This window comes from Pseudomonas kilonensis (assembly GCF_001269885.1).
GTDB lineage: Bacteria > Pseudomonadota > Gammaproteobacteria > Pseudomonadales > Pseudomonadaceae > Aquipseudomonas > Aquipseudomonas kilonensis.
This window is the reverse complement of sequence record NZ_LHVH01000019.1, coordinates 1-20853: the sequence shown is the minus strand read 5'-3', so window position 1 is coordinate 20853 and position 20853 is coordinate 1. Positions and strand designations below refer to the sequence as shown.

General features: G+C 55.6%; 15 protein-coding genes, 4 tRNA genes and 2 rRNA genes. All 21 read right to left on the bottom strand.

The features are described from left to right. Window positions 1-18 precede the first annotated feature (18 nt). The gene (fusA, locus tag AD662_RS12470; RefSeq protein WP_018612014.1) at window positions 19-2124 is read right to left on the bottom strand and encodes an elongation factor G; all 2106 of its coding nucleotides are present in this window, start codon (window positions 2122-2124) and stop codon (window positions 19-21) included. 30 nt (window positions 2125-2154) lie between these two features. Further along, window positions 2155-2625: a 30S ribosomal protein S7 gene (gene rpsG, locus AD662_RS12465; RefSeq protein WP_003186074.1), complete on the bottom strand. Its 471-nt coding sequence runs from the start codon at window positions 2623-2625 to the stop codon at window positions 2155-2157. Between the two features lie 120 nt (window positions 2626-2745). Next, a complete protein-coding gene (gene rpsL, locus AD662_RS12460) occupies window positions 2746-3117 on the bottom strand; it encodes a 30S ribosomal protein S12 (RefSeq protein WP_002555494.1) in 372 nt (123 codons plus the stop codon). Window positions 3118-3333: 216 nt separating this feature from the next. Further along, entirely contained in the window at window positions 3334-7533 is a 4200-nt protein-coding gene (gene rpoC / locus AD662_RS12455; RefSeq protein ID WP_018611969.1) for a DNA-directed RNA polymerase subunit beta', read from the bottom strand. A 64-nt stretch (window positions 7534-7597) separates the two neighbouring features. Further along, the gene (gene rpoB, locus AD662_RS12450; RefSeq protein WP_024619109.1) at window positions 7598-11671 is read right to left on the bottom strand and encodes a DNA-directed RNA polymerase subunit beta; all 4074 of its coding nucleotides are present in this window, start codon (window positions 11669-11671) and stop codon (window positions 7598-7600) included. A 220-nt stretch (window positions 11672-11891) separates the two neighbouring features. After that, complete coding sequence (gene rplL / locus AD662_RS12445) at window positions 11892-12257, bottom strand: 50S ribosomal protein L7/L12 (RefSeq protein ID WP_003206098.1); 366 nt, start codon at window positions 12255-12257, stop codon at window positions 11892-11894. A 78-nt stretch (window positions 12258-12335) separates the two neighbouring features. Continuing rightward, complete coding sequence (gene rplJ / locus AD662_RS12440; RefSeq protein WP_003206099.1) at window positions 12336-12836, bottom strand: 50S ribosomal protein L10; 501 nt, start codon at window positions 12834-12836, stop codon at window positions 12336-12338. A gap of 198 nt (window positions 12837-13034) precedes the next feature. Next, window positions 13035-13730 carry a 50S ribosomal protein L1 gene (gene rplA, locus AD662_RS12435; RefSeq protein WP_003186095.1) on the bottom strand — a complete coding sequence of 232 codons (696 nt, stop codon included), beginning with the start codon at window positions 13728-13730 and terminating at the stop codon, window positions 13035-13037. Then, window positions 13730-14161: a 50S ribosomal protein L11 gene (gene rplK, locus AD662_RS12430; RefSeq protein WP_003176435.1), complete on the bottom strand. Its 432-nt coding sequence runs from the start codon at window positions 14159-14161 to the stop codon at window positions 13730-13732. The genes rplA and rplK overlap by 1 nt, the downstream gene beginning before the upstream one ends. 117 nt (window positions 14162-14278) lie before the next feature. Next, entirely contained in the window at window positions 14279-14812 is a 534-nt protein-coding gene (gene nusG, locus AD662_RS12425) for a transcription termination/antitermination protein NusG (RefSeq protein ID WP_003186097.1), read from the bottom strand. A gap of 9 nt (window positions 14813-14821) precedes the next feature. After that, window positions 14822-15190, bottom strand: a complete 369-nt coding sequence (secE, locus tag AD662_RS12420; RefSeq protein WP_003206102.1) for a preprotein translocase subunit SecE — start codon at window positions 15188-15190, stop codon at window positions 14822-14824. A gap of 45 nt (window positions 15191-15235) precedes the next feature. Beyond that, a tRNA-Trp gene (locus AD662_RS12415) sits at window positions 15236-15311 on the bottom strand. A gap of 53 nt (window positions 15312-15364) precedes the next feature. Then, window positions 15365-16558: an elongation factor Tu gene (gene tuf / locus AD662_RS12410; RefSeq protein ID WP_003186103.1), complete on the bottom strand. Its 1194-nt coding sequence runs from the start codon at window positions 16556-16558 to the stop codon at window positions 15365-15367. Between the two features lie 84 nt (window positions 16559-16642). Next, a tRNA-Thr gene (locus AD662_RS12405) sits at window positions 16643-16718 on the bottom strand. A 26-nt stretch (window positions 16719-16744) separates the two neighbouring features. Continuing rightward, a tRNA-Gly gene (locus tag AD662_RS12400) sits at window positions 16745-16818 on the bottom strand. 24 nt (window positions 16819-16842) lie between these two features. After that, window positions 16843-16927, bottom strand: a tRNA-Tyr gene (locus tag AD662_RS12395). Between the two features lie 142 nt (window positions 16928-17069). Beyond that, window positions 17070-17525, bottom strand: a complete 456-nt coding sequence (locus AD662_RS12390; protein ID WP_053182464.1) for a hypothetical protein — start codon at window positions 17523-17525, stop codon at window positions 17070-17072. 7 nt (window positions 17526-17532) lie between these two features. After that, window positions 17533-18282 carry a pantothenate kinase gene (locus tag AD662_RS12385; RefSeq protein WP_053182466.1) on the bottom strand — a complete coding sequence of 250 codons (750 nt, stop codon included), beginning with the start codon at window positions 18280-18282 and terminating at the stop codon, window positions 17533-17535. Further along, on the bottom strand, window positions 18272-19228 hold the full coding sequence (gene birA / locus AD662_RS12380) for a bifunctional biotin--[acetyl-CoA-carboxylase] ligase/biotin operon repressor BirA (protein WP_053182468.1): 957 nt from the start codon (window positions 19226-19228) through the stop codon (window positions 18272-18274). The genes AD662_RS12385 and birA overlap by 11 nt, the downstream gene beginning before the upstream one ends. A gap of 134 nt (window positions 19229-19362) precedes the next feature. Continuing rightward, window positions 19363-19478: ribosomal RNA gene (rrf, locus tag AD662_RS12375) — 5S ribosomal RNA — on the bottom strand. Window positions 19479-19633: 155 nt separating this feature from the next. Next, window positions 19634-20853 (bottom strand): 23S ribosomal RNA (locus AD662_RS12370); the annotation flags it as partial.

Sequence of the window (20853 nt, the reverse complement as noted above, 5' to 3'; positions counted from 1 at the left end):
CTTGCCTAAAGGGCTGAATCAGCCTTGTTTTTTGGTAACAGTCTCGACGATATGCGACGGGGCTGTATTGTATTTTTTGAATTCCATAGAGTAGCTTGCGCGACCCTGAGACATGGAACGAACGTCGGTCGCGTAACCGAACATCTCGCCCAACGGAACCTCGGCACGAATAACCTTGCCGGAAACCGTATCTTCCATACCCAGAATCATGCCACGACGACGGTTAAGGTCGCCCATGACATCACCCATGTAGTCTTCAGGCGTAACGACTTCTACCGCCATGATCGGCTCGAGCAACTCACCACCGCCCTTCTGGGCCAGTTGCTTGGTTGCCATGGAAGCAGCCACCTTGAACGCCATCTCGTTGGAGTCGACGTCGTGGTAAGAACCATCAAACACAGTCGCCTTCAGGCCGATCAGCGGATAGCCGGCAACAACGCCGTTCTTCATCTGCTCTTCGATACCCTTCTGGATCGCCGGGATGTATTCCTTAGGAACCACACCACCTACGACTTCGTTCACGAATTGCAGACCTTCCTGACCTTCGTCAGCCGGTGCAAAACGGATCCAGCAGTGACCGAACTGGCCACGACCGCCGGATTGGCGAACGAACTTGCCTTCGATTTCACAGTTCTTCGTGATGCGCTCACGATAGGAAACCTGAGGCTTACCGATGTTGGCTTCGACGTTGAACTCACGGCGCATCCGGTCAACCAGGATGTCCAGGTGCAACTCGCCCATGCCGGAGATGATCGTCTGACCAGTCTCTTCATCAGTCTTGACGCGGAAAGACGGGTCTTCCTGAGCAAGCTTGCCCAGAGCGATACCCATTTTTTCCTGGTCGTCCTTGGTCTTAGGCTCAACGGCAACCGAAATAACCGGCTCCGGGAAGTCCATGCGAACCAGGATGATTGGCTTGTCGCCATTGCACAAGGTTTCACCAGTGGTGACGTCCTTCATGCCGATCAAGGCCGCGATGTCACCAGCGCGCACTTCCTTGATCTCTTCGCGGGCGTTTGCGTGCATTTGCACCATACGGCCTACGCGCTCTTTCTTGCCTTTTACAGAGTTGATCACGCCGTCGCCGGAGTTCAACACGCCCGAGTAAACACGGACAAAGGTCAAGGTACCCACGAATGGGTCGGTAGCGATCTTGAACGCCAGAGCCGAGAACGGCTCGTTGTCGTCTGCATGACGCTCCAGCTCGATAGTCTCGTCATCCGGGTCGGTACCCTTGATGGCAGGAATGTCGGTTGGCGCAGGCAGGAAGTCGATAACGGCGTCGAGAACCAGGGGAACACCCTTGTTCTTGAAGGAAGAACCGCAAACAGCCAGGACGATTTCACCAGCGATAGTACGCTGACGCAGAGCGGCCTTGATTTCCTCGTTGGTGAGCTCTTCACCCTCGAGGTACTTGTTCATCAGCTCTTCGTTGGCTTCGGCCGCAGCCTCAACCATGTTGCCGCGCCACTTCTCGGCTTCTTCCAGCAATTCAGCAGGAATATCCTTGCGAACAGGGACCATACCCTTGTCAGCATCGTTCCAGTAGACCGCTTGCATGTTGATCAGATCGATCTGACCCTGGAAGTTGTCTTCGGAACCGATAGCCAGCTGGATAGGCACTGGAGTGTGACCCAGGCGCTGCTTGATCTGAGCGATCACGCGCAGGAAGTTGGCACCAGCACGGTCCATCTTGTTTACGTAAACAAGACGTGGAACGCCGTATTTGTTGGCTTGACGCCATACGGTTTCCGACTGAGGCTCAACGCCCGAGGTACCGCAGAACACAACCACAGCGCCGTCGAGTACGCGCAGGGAACGTTCTACTTCAATGGTGAAGTCAACGTGGCCCGGGGTATCGATGACGTTGAAGCGGTGCTCGTCCTTGTACTGCTTCTCGGAACCCTTCCAGAAAGCGGTAATGGCAGCAGAAGTAATGGTAATACCACGCTCCTGCTCCTGCACCATCCAGTCGGTGGTCGCGGCGCCATCATGCACCTCGCCCATCTTGTGACTTTTGCCGGTGTAAAAAAGGACGCGCTCGGTGGTGGTGGTTTTACCAGCATCCACGTGAGCAACGATACCAATGTTACGGTAGCGGTTAATCGGTGTAGTACGAGCCATAAAGCCCTCGCAAATTGAGTGACGCTAAAATTAGAAGCGGTAGTGCGAGAAAGCCTTGTTGGCTTCAGCCATACGGTGCACGTCTTCACGCTTCTTAACTGCAGCACCTTTACCTTCAGCAGCGTCCAACAGTTCGCCAGCCAAACGCAGAGCCATGGACTTCTCGCCGCGCTTGCGGGCGAAGTCTACCAACCAGCGCATTGCCAGGGCGTTACGACGGGACGGACGAACTTCGACCGGAACCTGGTAAGTAGCACCGCCTACACGGCGCGACTTCACTTCGACCAGCGGAGCGATGGCGTCGAGAGCTTTCTCGAAGATTTCCAGGGGATCGCTGTTCTTGCGTTCCTTAACTTTGTCCAGTGCGCCATAAACGATACGCTCGGCAACGGCTTTCTTGCCGCTTTCCATTACGTGGTTCATGAACTTGGCGAGAATCTGGCTTCCGTATTTCGGATCGTCCAGAATCTCACGTTTGGCTGCTACGCGACGTCTTGGCATTGATAAGCCCTCAAACGGTCTTCAGGTTAGCCCGGGACCACCACATCCTAGGGATGTGCGCCCGACCTTACTCTTATCGACTCATAAAAATAAAAATCAGTTTTTTGCTACCAGAAACCACTACTTAGGCTTCTTGGTACCGTATTTCGAACGACCCTGGTTCCGGCCTTTGACGCCAGAGGTATCCAGAGAGCCGCGAACGGTGTGGTAACGAACACCTGGCAAGTCTTTTACACGACCGCCGCGGATCAGTACCACGCTGTGCTCTTGCAGGTTGTGGCCTTCACCGCCGATGTACGAGGAAACCTCGAAACCGTTGGTCAGACGCACACGGCATACTTTACGCAGTGCCGAGTTAGGTTTTTTCGGCGTGGTGGTATACACACGGGTGCATACGCCACGACGTTGCGGGCAGTTCTGCAGCGCAGGCACGTCGGATTTCTCGACGATACGCTTACGCGGCTGACGTACCAGCTGGTTGATAGTTGCCATCTACTAGCTCCACTGTTGTCTTGCGACGCTATTGTCTTACAAGAAAAGCAAAATGGCAGGAACGAATTCCCGCCAAATTTAGGGGATCAAGAGTCTAAAGAGGATCTTGTCCCCAGTCAAGGCAAGGCCCCGACCTCCCCGCCCGCCGGATCTCGACAATTTGTCTCGATCCGCCGAACGGGGTGACCAGGGCCAGGCACTCAATTACCGCAGAACTCAGTTACCACTCGAGTTCAGTGCTTCGGTCAGTGCAGCTTCCACTTCACTGGCGCTTACGCGCAACGGCTTGTCAGCTTCACGGCGACGCTTGCGTTCGCTGTGATAGGCCAAACCGGTACCGGCCGGGATCAGACGACCCACGACCACGTTTTCTTTCAGGCCGCGCAGGTAATCGCGCTTGCCGGTTACCGCCGCTTCGGTCAGTACGCGAGTGGTTTCCTGGAAGGAAGCCGCCGAGATGAACGATTCGGTGGACAACGACGCCTTGGTGATACCCAGCAGAACGCGAGTGAACTTGGAGACAAACTTGTCTTCGCCGCTCAGACGCTCGTTCTCTACCAGTACGTGAGTCAATTCCATCTGGTCGCCCTTGATGAAACTGGAATCGCCGGATTCAGCGATCTCAACTTTACGCAGCATCTGACGCAGGATGGTCTCGATGTGCTTGTCGTTGATCTTCACGCCTTGCAGACGGTAAACGTCCTGGATCTCGTTCACGATGTACTTGGCCAGCGCACTCACACCCAGCAGACGCAGGATGTCGTGTGGATCGCTCGGACCGTCCGAGATAACTTCGCCGCGGTTTACCTGTTCGCCTTCGAACACGTTCAGGTGACGCCACTTCGGAATCAGCTCTTCGTACGGATCGGTACCGTCGTTCGGGGTGATAACCAGACGGCGTTTGCCCTTGGTCTCTTTACCGAACGCGATGGTGCCGCTGACTTCAGCCAGAATCGAGGCTTCTTTCGGACGACGGGCTTCGAACAAGTCGGCAACACGCGGCAGACCACCGGTGATGTCGCGAGTTTTCGAAGTCTCTTGCGGGATACGAGCGATAACATCACCGATCGCGATCTTCGCACCATCCGCTACACCGACCAGGGCGTTGGCTGGCAGGAAGTACTGAGCGATAACGTCAGTGCCTGGCAGCAACAGATCCTTGCCGTTGTCGTCGACCATCTTCACAGCAGGACGGATGTCCTTGCCGGCAGCTGGACGATCTTTCGCATCGAGTACTTCAATGTTGGTCATACCGGTCAATTCGTCGGTCTGACGCTTGATCGTGATGCCTTCTTCCATGCCCACGTAGGTCACGGTACCTTTCATTTCGGTAACGATCGGGTGAGTGTGCGGGTCCCACTTGGCCACGATGGCACCAGCGTCGACCTTGTCGCCTTCCTTCACCGAAATCACAGCACCGTACGGCAGCTTGTAGCGCTCGCGCTCACGACCGAAGTCGTCAGCGATGGCCAGCTCACCGGAACGGGACACAGCAACCAGGTGACCATCCACTCGCTCAACGTGCTTCAGGTTGTGCAGACGGACGGTACCGCCATTCTTCACCTGAACGCTGTCGGCCGCGGAGGTCCGGCTTGCCGCACCACCGATGTGGAACGTACGCATCGTCAGCTGGGTACCCGGCTCACCGATGGACTGGGCAGCGATAACGCCGACCGCTTCACCGATGTTCACCTGGTGACCACGTGCCAGGTCGCGACCGTAGCACTTGGCGCAGATGCCATAGCGGGTTTCACAGCTGATCGGCGAACGTACGATCACTTCGTCGATGCTGTTGAGTTCGATGAACTCGACCCACTTCTCGTCAACCAGGGTGCCCGCAGGAACGATGACGTCCTCGGTACCCGGCTTGAATACGTCACGGGCGATGACACGACCCAATACGCGCTCACCCAACGGCTCTACAACGTCACCGCCTTCAATGTGCGGAGTCATTACCAGGCCATGTTCGGTGCCGCAATCGATCTCGGTCACGACCAGATCCTGGGCAACGTCTACCAGACGACGAGTCAGGTAACCGGAGTTCGCGGTTTTCAACGCGGTATCCGCAAGACCCTTACGAGCACCGTGAGTGGAGATGAAGTACTGGAGTACGCTCAAACCTTCACGGAAGTTCGCGGTAATCGGGGTCTCGATGATGGAACCGTCCGGCTTGGCCATCAGGCCACGCATACCGGCGAGCTGACGGATCTGCGCAGCAGAACCCCGTGCGCCCGAGTCGGCCATCATGTACATCGAGTTGAAGGATTCCTGATCGACTTCGTTGCCATGACGGTCGATGACTTTCTCTTTCGAGAGGTTGGCCATCATCGCCTTGGAAACTTCGTCGTTCGCCTTGGACCAGAGGTCGATCACTTTGTTGTACTTCTCGCCCTGGGTTACCAGGCCGGAGGCGTACTGACTTTCGATCTCTTTCACTTCTTCGGTAGCAGCACCGATGATGCGGGCTTTTTCATCCGGGATAACGAAGTCGTTAACACCGATGGAAACGCCGGAAATGGTCGAATAGGCAAAACCGGTGTACATCAACTGGTCAGCGAAGATCACGGTCTCTTTCAGACCAACCACGCGGTAGCACTGGTTGATCAGCTTGGAGATCGCCTTTTTCTTCATCGGCAGGTTGACGACGTCGTAGGACAGACCTTTTGGCACAACCTGGAACAACAGCGCACGGCCGACGGTAGTGTCGACAATACGAGTGTTGGTCACGCTGCCACCATCACGATCGTTCACAGTTTCGTTGATCCGCACCTTGACCTTGGCGTGCAGTGCGGCTTCGCCGGCACGGAACACACGGTCAACTTCTTGCAGATCCGCGAACACACGACCTTCGCCCTTGGCGTTGATCGCTTCACGCGTCATGTAGTACAGACCCAATACAACGTCCTGCGACGGAACGATGATTGGCTCACCGTTGGCTGGCGACAGAATGTTGTTGGTCGACATCATCAACGCACGCGCTTCCAACTGGGCTTCCAGTGTCAGCGGTACGTGCACGGCCATTTGGTCGCCGTCGAAGTCGGCGTTGTACGCAGCACAGACCAACGGGTGCAGCTGGATAGCCTTACCTTCGATCAGTACCGGTTCAAACGCCTGGATACCCAGACGGTGAAGGGTCGGTGCACGGTTGAGCAGAACCGGGTGTTCGCGAATCACTTCGGCGAGAACGTCCCAGACCTCTGGCAGCTCGCGCTCGACCATCTTCTTGGCGGCCTTGATGGTAGTCGCGAGACCACGCATTTCCAGCTTGCCGAAAATGAACGGCTTGAACAGCTCCAGAGCCATTTTCTTAGGCAGACCGCACTGGTGCAGACGCAGGGTCGGGCCTACGGTAATTACCGAACGACCGGAGTAGTCAACACGCTTACCGAGCAAGTTCTGACGGAAACGACCCTGCTTACCCTTGATCATGTCAGCCAGGGATTTCAGAGGACGCTTGTTGGAACCGGTGATAGCGCGGCCACGACGACCGTTGTCGAGCAGTGCATCGACCGCTTCCTGCAACATACGCTTTTCGTTGCGCACGATGATGTCCGGAGCGGACAGATCAAGCAGGCGCTTCAAGCGGTTGTTACGGTTGATCACTCGACGATACAGATCGTTGAGGTCGGAAGTCGCGAAACGACCGCCATCGAGCGGAACCAGTGGACGCAGGTCTGGCGGCAGAACCGGCAGAACGGTCAGCACCATCCACTCTGGCAGGTTGCCGGAACCCTGGAAGGCTTCCATCAACTTCAGACGCTTGGACAGCTTCTTGATCTTGGTTTCGGAGTTGGTTTGCGGAATTTCTTCGCGCAGACGGCCAATCTCGTGCTCCAGGTCGATCGCGTGCAGCAGTTCGCGGACAGCTTCGGCACCCATGCGGGCATCGAAATCGTCGCCGAACTCTTCCAGCGCTTCGAAGTACTGCTCGTCGTTGAGCAGCTGACCTTTTTCAAGGGTGGTCATGCCTGGATCGATAACGACATAGCTCTCGAAGTAGAGAACGCGTTCGATATCACGCAGGGTCATGTCCATCAGCAAGCCGATACGGGACGGCAGCGATTTCAGGAACCAGATGTGGGCAACCGGCGAGGCCAGTTCGATGTGCGCCATGCGCTCACGACGAACTTTTGCCAGCGCGACTTCAACGCCGCACTTCTCGCAGATCACACCGCGGTGCTTCAAGCGCTTGTACTTACCGCACAGGCACTCGTAATCCTTGACCGGGCCAAAGATCTTGGCGCAGAACAGGCCGTCACGCTCAGGTTTGAACGTACGGTAGTTGATGGTTTCCGGCTTTTTAACTTCACCGAACGACCACGAACGGATCATCTCAGGCGAGGCCAATCCAATACGGATGGCGTCGAACTCTTCGACTTGACCCTGGTTTTTCAGCAAATTCAGTAGGTCTTTCAAGGCCTTTCCTCCTGGCGGAGCAGAGAGCGGGCAAAACAGCCCCGCTCTCGATTCGCGTCACGTGTTATTCGGTTTCCAGATCGATATCGATGCCGAGGGAACGAATTTCCTTGATCAACACGTTGAAAGACTCGGGCATGCCCGGCTCCATACGGTGATCGCCGTCCACGATGTTTTTGTACATCTTGGTCCGGCCGTTCACATCGTCCGACTTCACTGTGAGCATTTCTTGCAGAGTGTATGCAGCACCGTACGCTTCCAGTGCCCAGACCTCCATCTCCCCGAAACGCTGACCACCGAACTGCGCCTTACCACCCAGCGGCTGCTGGGTAACCAGGCTGTAAGAACCGGTAGAACGAGCGTGCATCTTGTCGTCTACCAAGTGGTTCAGCTTCAGCATGTACATGTAGCCAACGGTAACCGGGCGCTCGAACTTGTTGCCGGTACGGCCGTCGAACAGCTGCATCTGGCCGCTTTCTGGCAGGTCTGCCAGTTTCAGCATGGCCTTGATTTCGCTTTCCTTGGCACCGTCGAACACCGGAGTAGCCATTGGAACGCCGCCGCGCAGGTTCTTCGCCAGATCCAGGATTTCCTGGTCGGTGAAGGTGTCCAGCTCTTCGTTGCGGCCGCCGATCTCGTTGTAGATCTCGTGCAGGAACTTACGCAGGTCAGCGACCTTGCGCTGCTCTTCGATCATACGGTTGATCTTCTCGCCCAAGCCCTTGGCCGCGAGGCCCAGGTGAGTTTCAAGGATCTGACCAACGTTCATACGCGAAGGTACGCCCAACGGGTTGAGGACGACATCGACCGGGGTGCCATTGGCATCGTGCGGCATGTCTTCAACCGGCATGATCACGGAGACCACACCCTTGTTACCGTGACGACCGGCCATCTTGTCGCCCGGCTGGATGCGGCGACGGATTGCCAGGTAAACCTTGACGATTTTCAGCACGCCTGGAGCCAGGTCATCGCCCTGCTGCAGTTTGCGCTTCTTGTCTTCGAACTTGTCGTCCAGCAGACGGCGGCGATCAACGATATAGGCCTGGGCCTTCTCGAGCTGCTCGTTCAGAGCATCTTCAGCCATGCGCAGTTTGAACCACTGGCCATGCTCAAGACCGTCGAGAACTTCGTCGGTGATTTCCTGACCTTTCTTCAGGCCGGCGCCGCCTTCGGCTTTGTGGCCGACCAGAGCGGAGCGCAGACGCTCGAAAGTTGCGCCTTCGACGATACGGAACTCTTCGTTCAGGTCCTTGCGGATCTCGTCGAGTTGAGTCTTCTCGATGGACAGTGCACGAGCATCACGCTCAACGCCGTCGCGAGTGAAGACCTGTACGTCGATGACGGTACCCTTGGTGCCGGTAGGCACGCGCAGGGAGGTGTCTTTAACGTCGCTGGCTTTTTCACCGAAGATGGCACGCAGCAGTTTTTCTTCCGGAGTCAGCTGGGTCTCGCCTTTCGGAGTGACCTTGCCCACCAGGATGTCGCCTGCGCCTACTTCAGCACCTACGTAAACGATACCGGCTTCGTCCAGCTTGTTCAGCGCAGCTTCACCCACGTTCGGGATGTCCGCAGTGATTTCCTCTGGGCCAAGCTTGGTGTCACGGGCCACACAGGTCAGTTCCTGGATGTGGATCGTGGTGAAGCGGTCTTCCTGAACCACACGCTCGGACAGGCAGATGGAGTCTTCGAAGTTGAAGCCGTTCCATGCCATGAACGCGATGCGCATGTTCTGACCCAACGCCAGTTCACCCATATCGGTGGACGGACCGTCGGCCATGATGTCGCTGCGCTGAACCCGATCACCCTTGCTTACCAGCGGACGCTGGTTGATGCAGGTGTTCTGGTTGGAGCGGGTGTATTTGGTCAGGTTGTAGATGTCGACACCGGCTTCGCCAGTTTCAACTTCGTCATCGGCAACACGAACCACGATACGGCTGGCGTCGACGGAGTCGATCACGCCACCACGACGAGCCACGACGCAAACGCCGGAGTCACGGGCAACGTTACGCTCCATGCCGGTACCTACCAGCGGCTTGTCGGCACGCAGGGTGGGTACAGCTTGACGCTGCATGTTCGAACCCATCAACGCACGGTTGGCGTCGTCGTGCTCGAGGAACGGGATCAGCGACGCTGCAACCGAAACTACCTGCTTCGGCGATACGTCCATCAAGGTGACGTCTTCCGGCGCCTTGACGGTGAACTCGTTCAAGTGACGAACAGCGACCAGCTCGTCGATCAGGACTTTCTTGTCGTTCATCGTGGCCGAAGCCTGAGCGATCACGTGATCTGCTTCTTCGATGGCGGACAGGAACACGATCTCGTCGGTCACCAGGGCGTCTTTCACCACACGGTACGGGCTCTCGAGGAAGCCGTACTGGTTGGTGCGCGCATAGGCAGCCAGGGAGTTGATCAGACCGATGTTCGGACCTTCCGGCGTTTCGATCGGGCAGACACGACCGTAGTGCGTCGGGTGTACGTCACGAACTTCGAAGCCTGCACGCTCACGGGTCAGACCGCCCGGGCCGAGTGCGGAGACACGACGCTTGTGGGTGATCTCGGACAGCGGGTTGTTCTGGTCCATGAACTGGGACAGCTGGCTCGAACCGAAGAACTCCTTCACCGCCGCAGCCACAGGCTTGGCGTTGATCAGGTCTTGCGGCATCAGGCCTTCGCTTTCAGCCATCGACAGACGTTCCTTGACCGCACGCTCTACGCGCACCAGGCCAACACGGAACTGGTTCTCGGCCATCTCGCCTACACAGCGAACACGACGGTTACCCAGGTGGTCGATGTCATCGACGATGCCTTTGCCGTTACGGATGTCGACCAGGGTCTTGAGGACCGCAACGATATCGTCCTTGTTCAGCACACCCGAACCTTCGATCTCGGTACGACCGATACGACGGTTGAACTTCATCCGGCCGACCGCAGACAGGTCATAACGCTCAGGGCTGAAGAACAGGTTGTTGAACAGGGTCTCGGCTGCATCCTTGGTTGGCGGCTCGCCAGGACGCATCATGCGATAGATCTCGACCAGGGCTTCCAGTTGGTTGCCGGTGGAGTCGATCTTCAGCGTGTCGGAGATGAACGGACCGCAGTCGATGTCGTTGGTGTACAGCGTCTCGATGCGAACGACCTGGGCCTTGGCGATTTTTGCCAGGATCTCGGTGTTCAGCTCGGTGTTGCACTCCGCCAGGATTTCGCCGGTGGCCGGATGCACGATGACCTTGGCCGTGGTGCGACCCAGGACGTAGTCCAGAGGCACCTGCAGCTCTTTGATCCCGGCTTTTTCCAGCTGGTTGATGTGGCGAGCGGTGATACGACGACCCTGCTCGACAATAACCTTGCCTTTGTCATCCTGGATATCGAGGACAGCGATTTCACCGCGCAGGCGCTGAGGCACCAGTTCCAGGCTGAGGTTTTCACCTTGCACATGGAAGACGTTGGTGGTGTAGAACGCGTCCAGCACTTCTTCGGTGGTATAGCCGAGCGCGCGCAGCAGTACCGATGCAGGCAGCTTGCGACGACGGTCGATACGCACGAATACGCAGTCTTTCGGGTCGAACTCGAAGTCCAACCACGAACCGCGGTAAGGAATGATGCGCGCGGAGTAAAGCAGTTTGCCGGAGCTGTGCGTCTTGCCACGGTCGTGGTCGAAGAACACGCCCGGAGAACGGTGCAGCTGGGAAACGATTACACGCTCGGTACCGTTGATTACGAAGGTACCGTTCTCAGTCATCAGGGGAATTTCACCCATGTAGACTTCTTGCTCTTTGATGTCCTTGATCGCTTTGTTCGACGATTCTTTGTCGAAAATGATCAGGCGCACTTTTACCCGCAAAGGTACGGCGTAAGTAACACCGCGCAATACGCATTCTTTGACATCAAATGCCGGTTCGCCCAGGCGATAACCGACGTACTCCAGCGCAGCATTGCCGGAGTAGCTGATGATCGGGAAAACGGATTTGAAGGCCGCATGCAGGCCCACGTCGCGGAACTGATCTTTAGTCGCTCCCGCTTGCAAGAATTCACGATACGAATCCAGCTGGATGGCCAGGAGGTACGGCACATCCATGACGTCCGGCAACTTGCTAAAGTCCTTGCGGATACGTTTTTTCTCAGTATATGAGTAAGCCATCAGCGTTCCCCAGCTTGGTCACCTGCTTGTTTGGCCCCTCCCGACGGGAGCAGCCAGAAAATCGTGCAAACCCCATGGTTTGCGCCACCACATCGGGTGGTTACAGCTCGCGATCAGCACCGACCCAGTCGGCTGCCAATAACGGAAAAAGGCCGGTGGCAAGAGCCACCAGCCATCAGCCTGTCGCTTAACGCTCGGGCTGGAGACGCAAAGTCGATGCTTACTTCAGCTCGACTTTAGCGCCTGCTTCTTCCAGAACTGCTTTGGCTTTGTCAGCTGCGTCTTTGGCAACAGCTTCCAGAACCATGGCAGGAGCGCCGTCAACTACAGCCTTGGCTTCTTTCAGGCCCAGACCGGTCAGTTCACGTACTGCCTTGATCACGTTTACTTTCTTCTCGCCAGCTTCGGTCAGCATGACGTTGAATTCGGTTTGCTCTTCAGCAACGGCAGCAGCAACAGCTGGACCAGCGGAAGCAGCAGCAGCGGTAACACCGAATTTTTCTTCGAAAGCTTTGATCAGCTCAACAACTTCCATTACGGACATGTTGCCAACGGCTTCGAGGATATCGTTTTGAGAGATAGACATGACTCTAAATTCCTGGATTGGGGGACGGCCTACGCGACCATCGAAATAAACAAAAAACGCGAAAAGGAGTGTCGAGCCTTAGGCTGCGGCAGCTTCTTTCTGGTCGCGCAGTGCCGCCAGAGTACGAGCCAATTTGCTGGTTGCGCCTTGAATCACGCTCATCAGCTGGGAAATTGCTTCGTCACGGGTCGGCAGAGTTGCCAGTACGTCGATCTGGTTAGCTGCGAGGAACTTGCCCTCGAACGCAGCTGCCTTAATCTCGAACTTGTCCTGACCTTTGGCGAATTCCTTGAACAAACGGGCAGCAGCGCCAGGATGTTGGGTGGAGAACGCGATCAAGGTCGGGCCGGTGAACACGTCGTTGAGGACACTGTATTCAGTGTCAGCAACAGCGCGCTTGAGCAGGGTGTTACGTACAACACGTACGTAAACGCCAGCTTCACGAGCCTCTTTACGGAGTCCGGTCATAGCGCCTACTGTTACGCCACGGGCATCAGCCACGACAGCGGACAGAGCAGCTTTGGCAGCCTCGTTGACTTCAGCGACGATGGCCTTCTTGTCTTCGAGTTTAATTGCCACGGGTTTAACTCCTGCTTGTTACCGTTTCATCCGGTCGAAACCGAATGTCGTTTTGGTGTCTGATTCGGTAAGGAACCGGGAGCACCATCTGCGTAGGCTTGTGGTTTAAGACTTGCGTCGCCTACGGTCTTGGACAGCCCCCGCCAGGCAGGGACCCCAATTTTTTGATTGGCGCAATTACTTGCGCCAACCTGAGTCTTACGCGTCGAGCGAGCTCTGATCGATAACCAGACCTGGGCCCATAGTGGTGCTCAGGGTAACGCGCTTGACGTAGATACCTTTCGAAGAAGCTGGCTTGATACGCTTCAGATCAGCGATCAGGGCTTCAACGTTTTCCTTCAGCTTGACGGCGTCGAAGCCGATCTTGCCAACGGAAGTGTGGATGATGCCGTTTTTGTCGGTGCGATAACGAACCTGACCAGCCTTGGCGTTTTTAACCGCGGTGGCTACGTCTGGCGTTACGGTGCCGACTTTAGGGTTAGGCATCAGACCACGTGGACCGAGGATCTGACCCAACTGACCTACAACGCGCATGGCATCCGGGGATGCGATCACTACGTCATAGTTCAGGTCGCCGCCCTTCATTTCAGCAGCCAGATCGTCCATGCCTACGCGATCAGCACCAGCAGCCAGAGCAGCTTCAGCTGCTGGGCCCTGGGTGAAGACAGCTACACGAACGGTCTTGCCAGTGCCGTGTGGCAGCACAGTAGCGCTACGAACGACCTGGTCGGATTTACGTGGGTCAACGCCCAGGTTTACAGCAACGTCGAACGACTCGCTGAACTTGACAGTCGACAGCTCAGCCAGCAGAGCGGCGGCGTCTACAAAGTTGTAGGCCTTGCCTGCTTCGATTTTGCCGGCGATAGCCTTTTGACGCTTGGTCAGCTTAGCCATTACACACCCTCCACGTTAAGGCCCATGCTACGAGCAGAACCGGCGATAGTACGCACGGCTGCATCCATATCAGCTGCAGTCAGATCCGCGTTTTTGGTTTTCGCGATTTCTTCCAGCTGAGCACGGGTAACGGTGCCAACCTTAACGGTGTTTGGACGAGCGGAACCGCTGGTCAAACCTGCAGCCTTCTTCAGCAGAACCGAAGCTGGGGTGCTTTTTGTTTCGAAAGTGAAGCTACGGTCGCTGTAGACAGTGATGATCACTGGAGTCGGCAGACCTGGCTCAAGACCCTGAGTACGGGCGTTGAAGGCCTTGCAGAATTCCATGATGTTCACGCCGTGCTGACCCAGGGCAGGACCAACAGGTGGGCTTGGGTTAGCCTGAGCGGCCTTCACTTGCAGCTTGATGTAAGCGGTAATTTTCTTGGCCATGAGGCACTCCAATTACGGGTTCGAACGCCTCGAAAGGCTCCCCGGTTACTTGCGCGTTTATCCCAGTGACGACAAAACCCCACAGCCTTGGGCTGCGGGGTTGGGATGCCTGCTCAATCAGACCTTTTCGACCTGACTGAACTCTAGCTCTACCGGAGTAGAGCGACCGAAAATGAGCACTGCCACTTGGATCCGGCTCTTTTCGTAGTTAACTTCTTCAACCGTGCCATTGAAATCAGCGAATGGACCGTCGGTGACGCGTACAACCTCACCTGGTTCAAACAGTGTCTTCGGCTTCGGCTTGTCGCTACCATCAGCGACGCGACGCAGAATCGCTTCTGCCTCTTTATCTGTGATCGGCGCAGGCTTGTCGGCGGTACCGCCAATGAAGCCCATCACCCGAGGGGTATCCTTGACCAAGTGCCAAGTCCCTTCGTTCATGTCCATCTGTACCAGCACGTAGCCCGGAAAGAACTTACGTTCACTTTTGCGCTTCTGGCCATTACGCATCTCAACCACTTCTTCAGTGGGGACCAGAATTTCGCCAAAGCCATCTTCCATGCCAGCCAGCTTTACGCGCTCTACCAGCGAGCGCATAACATGCTTCTCGTAACCCGAGTAAGCATGCACAACGTACCAACGCTTAGCCACGGGACACCCTTAGCCAACAATCAAGGAAACAAGCCAGCCGAGCAGGGAATCGAGCCCCCACAACAGCAACGCCATTACCAGAACAACAGCCACAACGATCAACGTGGTCTGCGTGGTTTCTTGGCGAGTCGGCCATACGACTTTACGAATCTCGGTGCGAGCTTCCTTAGCGAGTACAAAGAAAGACTTGCCCTTGGCTGTCTGCAGGCCTACAAAGGCAGCAACAGCAGCAATGGCGAGCAATGCAAGTACGCGGTACAGGATCGGCGAAGCAGAATAATACTGATTGCCAACAACGCCAATAACCACCAAAGCGACTACCACTAGCCACTTGAGCAGATCGAAGCGAGAGCCTTGAGCTTCAGCTTTAGGAGTCATCTATGAAGATCCTGTGAAAAGAAAGCCAGACACACTGAGTGAATCTGGCAGGTCAGGAGGGAATCGAACCCCCAACCTACGGTTTTGGAGACCGTCGCTCTGCCAATTGAGCTACTGACCTAAAACAAAATCAGGCCGACCATTATGCCGGCCCGAAAAAGACATTACAACTGTTTACTCGATGACTTTGGCTACGACGCCAGCGCCGACGGTACGACCGCCTTCACGGATAGCGAAACGCAGACCATCTTCCATCGCAATGGTCTTGATCAAGGTAACAGTCATCTGAATGTTGTCACCTGGCATTACCATTTCAACGCCTTCTGGCAGCTCGCAGTTACCAGTCACGTCAGTCGTACGGAAGTAGAACTGTGGACGGTAGCCTTTGAAGAACGGAGTATGACGACCGCCCTCTTCCTTGCTCAGAACGTAAACTTCTGCGGTGAACTTGGTGTGCGGCTTGACGGTGCCTGGCTTGACCAGAACCTGGCCACGCTCAACGTCGTCACGCTTGGTGCCGCGCAGCAGCACGCCGCAGTTCTCGCCAGCACGACCTTCATCGAGCAGCTTGCGGAACATTTCAACGCCAGTGCAGGTAGTTTTCTGAGTATCGCGCAGACCGACGATCTCAACTTCTTCCTGGATACGGACGATGCCACGCTCAACACGACCAGTCACAACAGTACCGCGACCGGAGATCGAGAATACGTCTTCGATTGGCATCAGGAACGGCTTGTCGATAGCACGCTCTGGCTCTGGGATGTAGCTGTCCAGAGTTTCCACCAGCTTCTTGACAGCAGTGGTGCCCATTTCGTTGTCGTCTTGGCCGTTCAGAGCCATCAGAGCCGAACCGATGATGATTGGAGTGTCATCACCTGGGAAATCGTAAGTGCTCAGCAGGTCGCGCACTTCCATCTCAACCAGTTCCAGCAGCTCAGCGTCGTCAACCATGTCAGCCTTGTTCAGGAAGACAACGATGTACGGAACGCCTACCTGGCGGGACAGCAGGATGTGCTCACGGGTTTGAGGCATCGGACCATCAGCGGCCGAGCAAACCAGGATCGCGCCATCCATCTGGGCAGCACCAGTAATCATGTTTTTTACGTAGTCGGCGTGACCTGGGCAGTCAACGTGTGCGTAGTGACGCACGGCCGAATCGTATTCAACGTGAGCGGTGTTGATGGTGATACCGCGAGCTTTCTCTTCCGGGGCGCTGTCGATCTTGTCGAAGTCAACCTTGGCCGAACCGAAAACTTCGGAGCAGACACGGGTCAGAGCAGCGGTCAGCGTGGTTTTACCGTGGTCAACATGACCAATGGTACCAACGTTGACGTGCGGCTTATTACGTTCGAACTTTTCCTTAGCCATCGAAATCACCCCTAGGAGAAGAATTTAGCGAGTCACACAAGCCATTAAAACAAAGGCAGATATTTTCATATCTGCCTTGTTATATGGAGCTCTTGAGCGGATTTGAACCGCTGACCTCACCCTTACCAAGGGTGTGCTCTACCAACTGAGCTACAAGAGCGAAACACTTTGCACAACCTGCAAACTTGGAGCGGGTAGCGGGAATCGAACCCGCATCATCAGCTTGGAAGGCTGAGGTTCTACCACTAAACTATACCCGCGGAGCTTGCAGCTCACGCTAAAAATGGTGGAGGGGGAAGGATTCGAACCTTCGAAGTCGTAGACGTCAGATTTACAGTCTGATCCCTTTGGCCGCTCGGGAACCCCTCCTAAGCGAGCCGGCATTCTATATGATGCCAGCCTTCTGTCAAGCATTTTCTCATTAAAAACCTGAGGTTAGCTGCGTTGACGTCGCTTCGTATCGCTAACCTTTAAAGGTCTTCGCTGCGAAGCGGGCGCCATTCTATGCAAACTACCCAGCGGGTGCAACCCCCTCGCATGGCATTATTTTATGTTTTAACTCATTGAATTCTTTAGAAAGGTTTTGAAGCAACGTTTCATTCACCTTTCCCGCGCTTTCCTGGGAAACCTGAACCCAGAATCCCCCACCCTCAGGGACATTTGGCGAGTTCGGCGCAGCAGAACGACTTACGATGCCCGAGGCAGCCAATCGCTGCTCCAACTGCCTGGCCAGCTCCGGACGAACAAAACCACCCAAGTAAACACAAGTCTTTTGCGCCTCACCGGATTTACCCAGGTCGCGCCTGACAAGTGCATCCGCCGTTTCGCTCAACAGGTGAATATCCTGCTGCGAACCGCGGTACAAACTGAGCGGAGTCACATCCTTGGCGCGAAGTGGGGCCTCCTGCTGATGCCAGATGTAGTAGAAGACATTCAAAACCAGCAACAACAGAAACAACCACCGCATAGAAACCTCAAGACAAGGGACAGGCCATCGCCAAACCGACAAAAACCAGGTCGGGCACCACCTTGGCATCAGGAACAACCCCGGAAACCAGATTGGCGTCCCCACCCGTGAGAAACACCACGAAATCCTTTCCCCAATATTGCTGCGCCAATTCAAGCTGCGTCAGGACAAACCCTCTAAGCATCAACATGCAACCGCGCTCGACCGCTTCGACAGTTGTCCGACCTGGAGCGAGACTCTCATGGGCTCGCTCGGCGGCCATATCGTCATAGCGAATTCTTCGCGTATGAGTACGCAATTGGTTGCGCATCAAAGGCATGCCCGGACAAATGAATCCGCCGAGATGCTCACCGTCCGCCGCCACAAAATCAGCCGTAATGGCAGTACCAAAATCAAGGACCAGACACGCGCCTGAAGCAAGATGGTACCCACCAAGCAAGGCCAACCATCGATCGAGCCCCAACCGTTCGTAATCCTGGTAGCCGTTTTTCACCCCCGCCATTTCTCGGGCAGGCACAGCACGGGTCACCGACACCCCAAACACATCAACGAGAGAGGCGACCAATGAATCCGTCTCCTCCAGGGTCCTCACGCTAACAAGACGACATTTCTCGAGCTGGAACTTCTCGGCGTTACTCAGGCTCACCAGCAAATCGCTATCGGAGCTGACCACGCCACCTTCGACAGGCGTCACTCCGTCAGCACGAAGAACACGCCATTTGATAAAGCTATTGCCGCAGTCAAGCTCAAGAATCATTACGCAACCTCAGACTGAGCTCACCACCGCTAAAGTTTTTTTCCACACCGTCTACCTTCAAACGCAGCGCACCCTGGTGATCAATGCCCAGCACAACACCGTCAATTCTATTAACACCAGCAATCAGGGAGACAGCCCTCCCCTGCCAAAGATGATATTGCTCCCACTCCGACTGTATTGCGGCAAACCCCGATGCGTGATGAAGCCTCAGATAGTGCTGAAGCTTCGCACCCAATCGTGCCACCAGCTCATTTCGATCAAAATCCCTTCCTGCTTCAAGGCACATGGATGTCCACTGCTGGTCGACCTCATCAGTCGATTGCATATTCACATTAATCCCCACGCCCAGGACAACATGGCAAACGTCTGCAGGATCCCCCACCAACTCAAGCAAGATGCCGGCGATCTTTTTCTCTCCCACCAGGACATCATTAGGCCACTTCAGCCCCGCCTCAGCGATCCCCATATCGCGCAGGGCATGCATGACAGCAAGTCCGACGACCAGGCTCAGCCCTTCGATCTGCCGCATGCCACCGTCAATGCGCAGGACCAGGCTGTGATAGAGGTTCTCGGCAAACGGACTGACCCACTTACGGCCACGACGACCGCGACCAGCGGTCTGCCGCTCGGCCAAAACCATGAACGGCGCCGCCGCCCCACGCTCGATCAAACGCAGCGCCTCGGCGTTGGTCGAGTCGATAGCATCAAAGATATGGACAGGCCACTCATGAAGGCCTTTTGCGTGAATCTCTGCAGCATCCAAAAGCACCAGAGGCTTAGCCAACTGATACCCCCTACCTCGAACCTTATGAACAGACAGCCCTATTTCTGCTTCCAAGTGCTGCAATTGCTTCCATACAGCACTACGGCTGATACCCAGCGCAGCACCCAGCGCCTGCCCTGAATGAAAGCGACCATCCTTCAGAAGTTTTAGCAACGTGAGCATGCGGACTGCGCCCTGATAATGAGGCCCGCATGATAGCCATGCACAAGACAGTTGCATAGAAACACAAAATGACTTTCCTGCGGGCAAAAACAAAACCCCTACCTGCATCAGCAGATAGGGGCTTCGGAATTTAATCTTGACGATGACCTACTCTCACATGGGGAAACCCCACACTACCATCGGCGATGCATCGTTTCACTGCTGAGTTCGGGATGGGATCAGGTGGTTCCAATGCTCTATGGTCGTCAAGAAATTCGGGTACTGAGTCGCGGCCCGTTGGCCTCGCTTCAGCAAATTGGGTATGTGATAGCTTCGGTGTTTTGTGAGATTCGAACTTTCGGTTCGTTTCGTCTTCACACACCGCAATCTGGCCTCTTTCGAGTTCACAAATTGCTTGGGTGTTATATGGTCAAGCCTCACGGGCAATTAGTACAGGTTAGCTCAACGCCTCACAGCGCTTACACACCCTGCCTATCAACGTCGTAGTCTTCGACGGCCCTTCAGGGGACTCAAGGTCCCAGTGAGATCTCATCTTGAGGCAAGTTTCCCGCTTAGATGCTTTCAGCGGTTATCTTTCCCGAACATAGCTACCCGGCAATGCCACTGGCGTGACAACCGGAACACCAGAGGTTCGTCCACTCCGGTCCTCTCGTACTAGGAGCAGCCCCTCTCAAATCTCAAACGTCCACGGCAGATAGGGACCGAACTGTCTCACGACGTTCTAAACCCAGCTCGCGTACCACTTTAAATGGCGAACAGCCATACCCTTGGGACCGGCTTCAGCCCCAGGATGTGATGAGCCGACATCGAGGTGCCAAACACCGCCGTCGATATGAACTCTTGGGCGGTATCAGCCTGTTATCCCCGGAGTACCTTTTATCCGTTGAGCGATGGCCCTTCCATACAGAACCACCGGATCACTAAGACCTACTTTCGTACCTGCTCGACGTGTCTGTCTCGCAGTCAAGCGCGCTTTTGCCTTTATACTCTACGACCGATTTCCGACCGGTCTGAGCGCACCTTCGTACTCCTCCGTTACTCTTTAGGAGGAGACCGCCCCAGTCAAACTACCCACCATACACTGTCCTCGATCCGGATAACGGACCTGAGTTAGAACCTCAAAGTTGCCAGGGTGGTATTTCAAGGATGGCTCCACGCGAACTGGCGTCCACGCTTCAAAGCCTCCCACCTATCCTACACAAGCAAATTCAAAGTCCAGTGCAAAGCTATAGTAAAGGTTCACGGGGTCTTTCCGTCTAGCCGCGGATACACTGCATCTTCACAGCGATTTCAATTTCACTGAGTCTCGGGTGGAGACAGCGCCGCCATCGTTACGCCATTCGTGCAGGTCGGAACTTACCCGACAAGGAATTTCGCTACCTTAGGACCGTTATAGTTACGGCCGCCGTTTACCGGGGCTTCGATCAAGAGCTTCGCGTTAGCTAACCCCATCAATTAACCTTCCGGCACCGGGCAGGCGTCACACCCTATACGTCCACTTTCGTGTTTGCAGAGTGCTGTGTTTTTAATAAACAGTCGCAGCGGCCTGGTATCTTCGACCGGCGTGGGCTTACGCAGCAAGTGCTTCACCCTCACCGGCGCACCTTCTCCCGAAGTTACGGTGC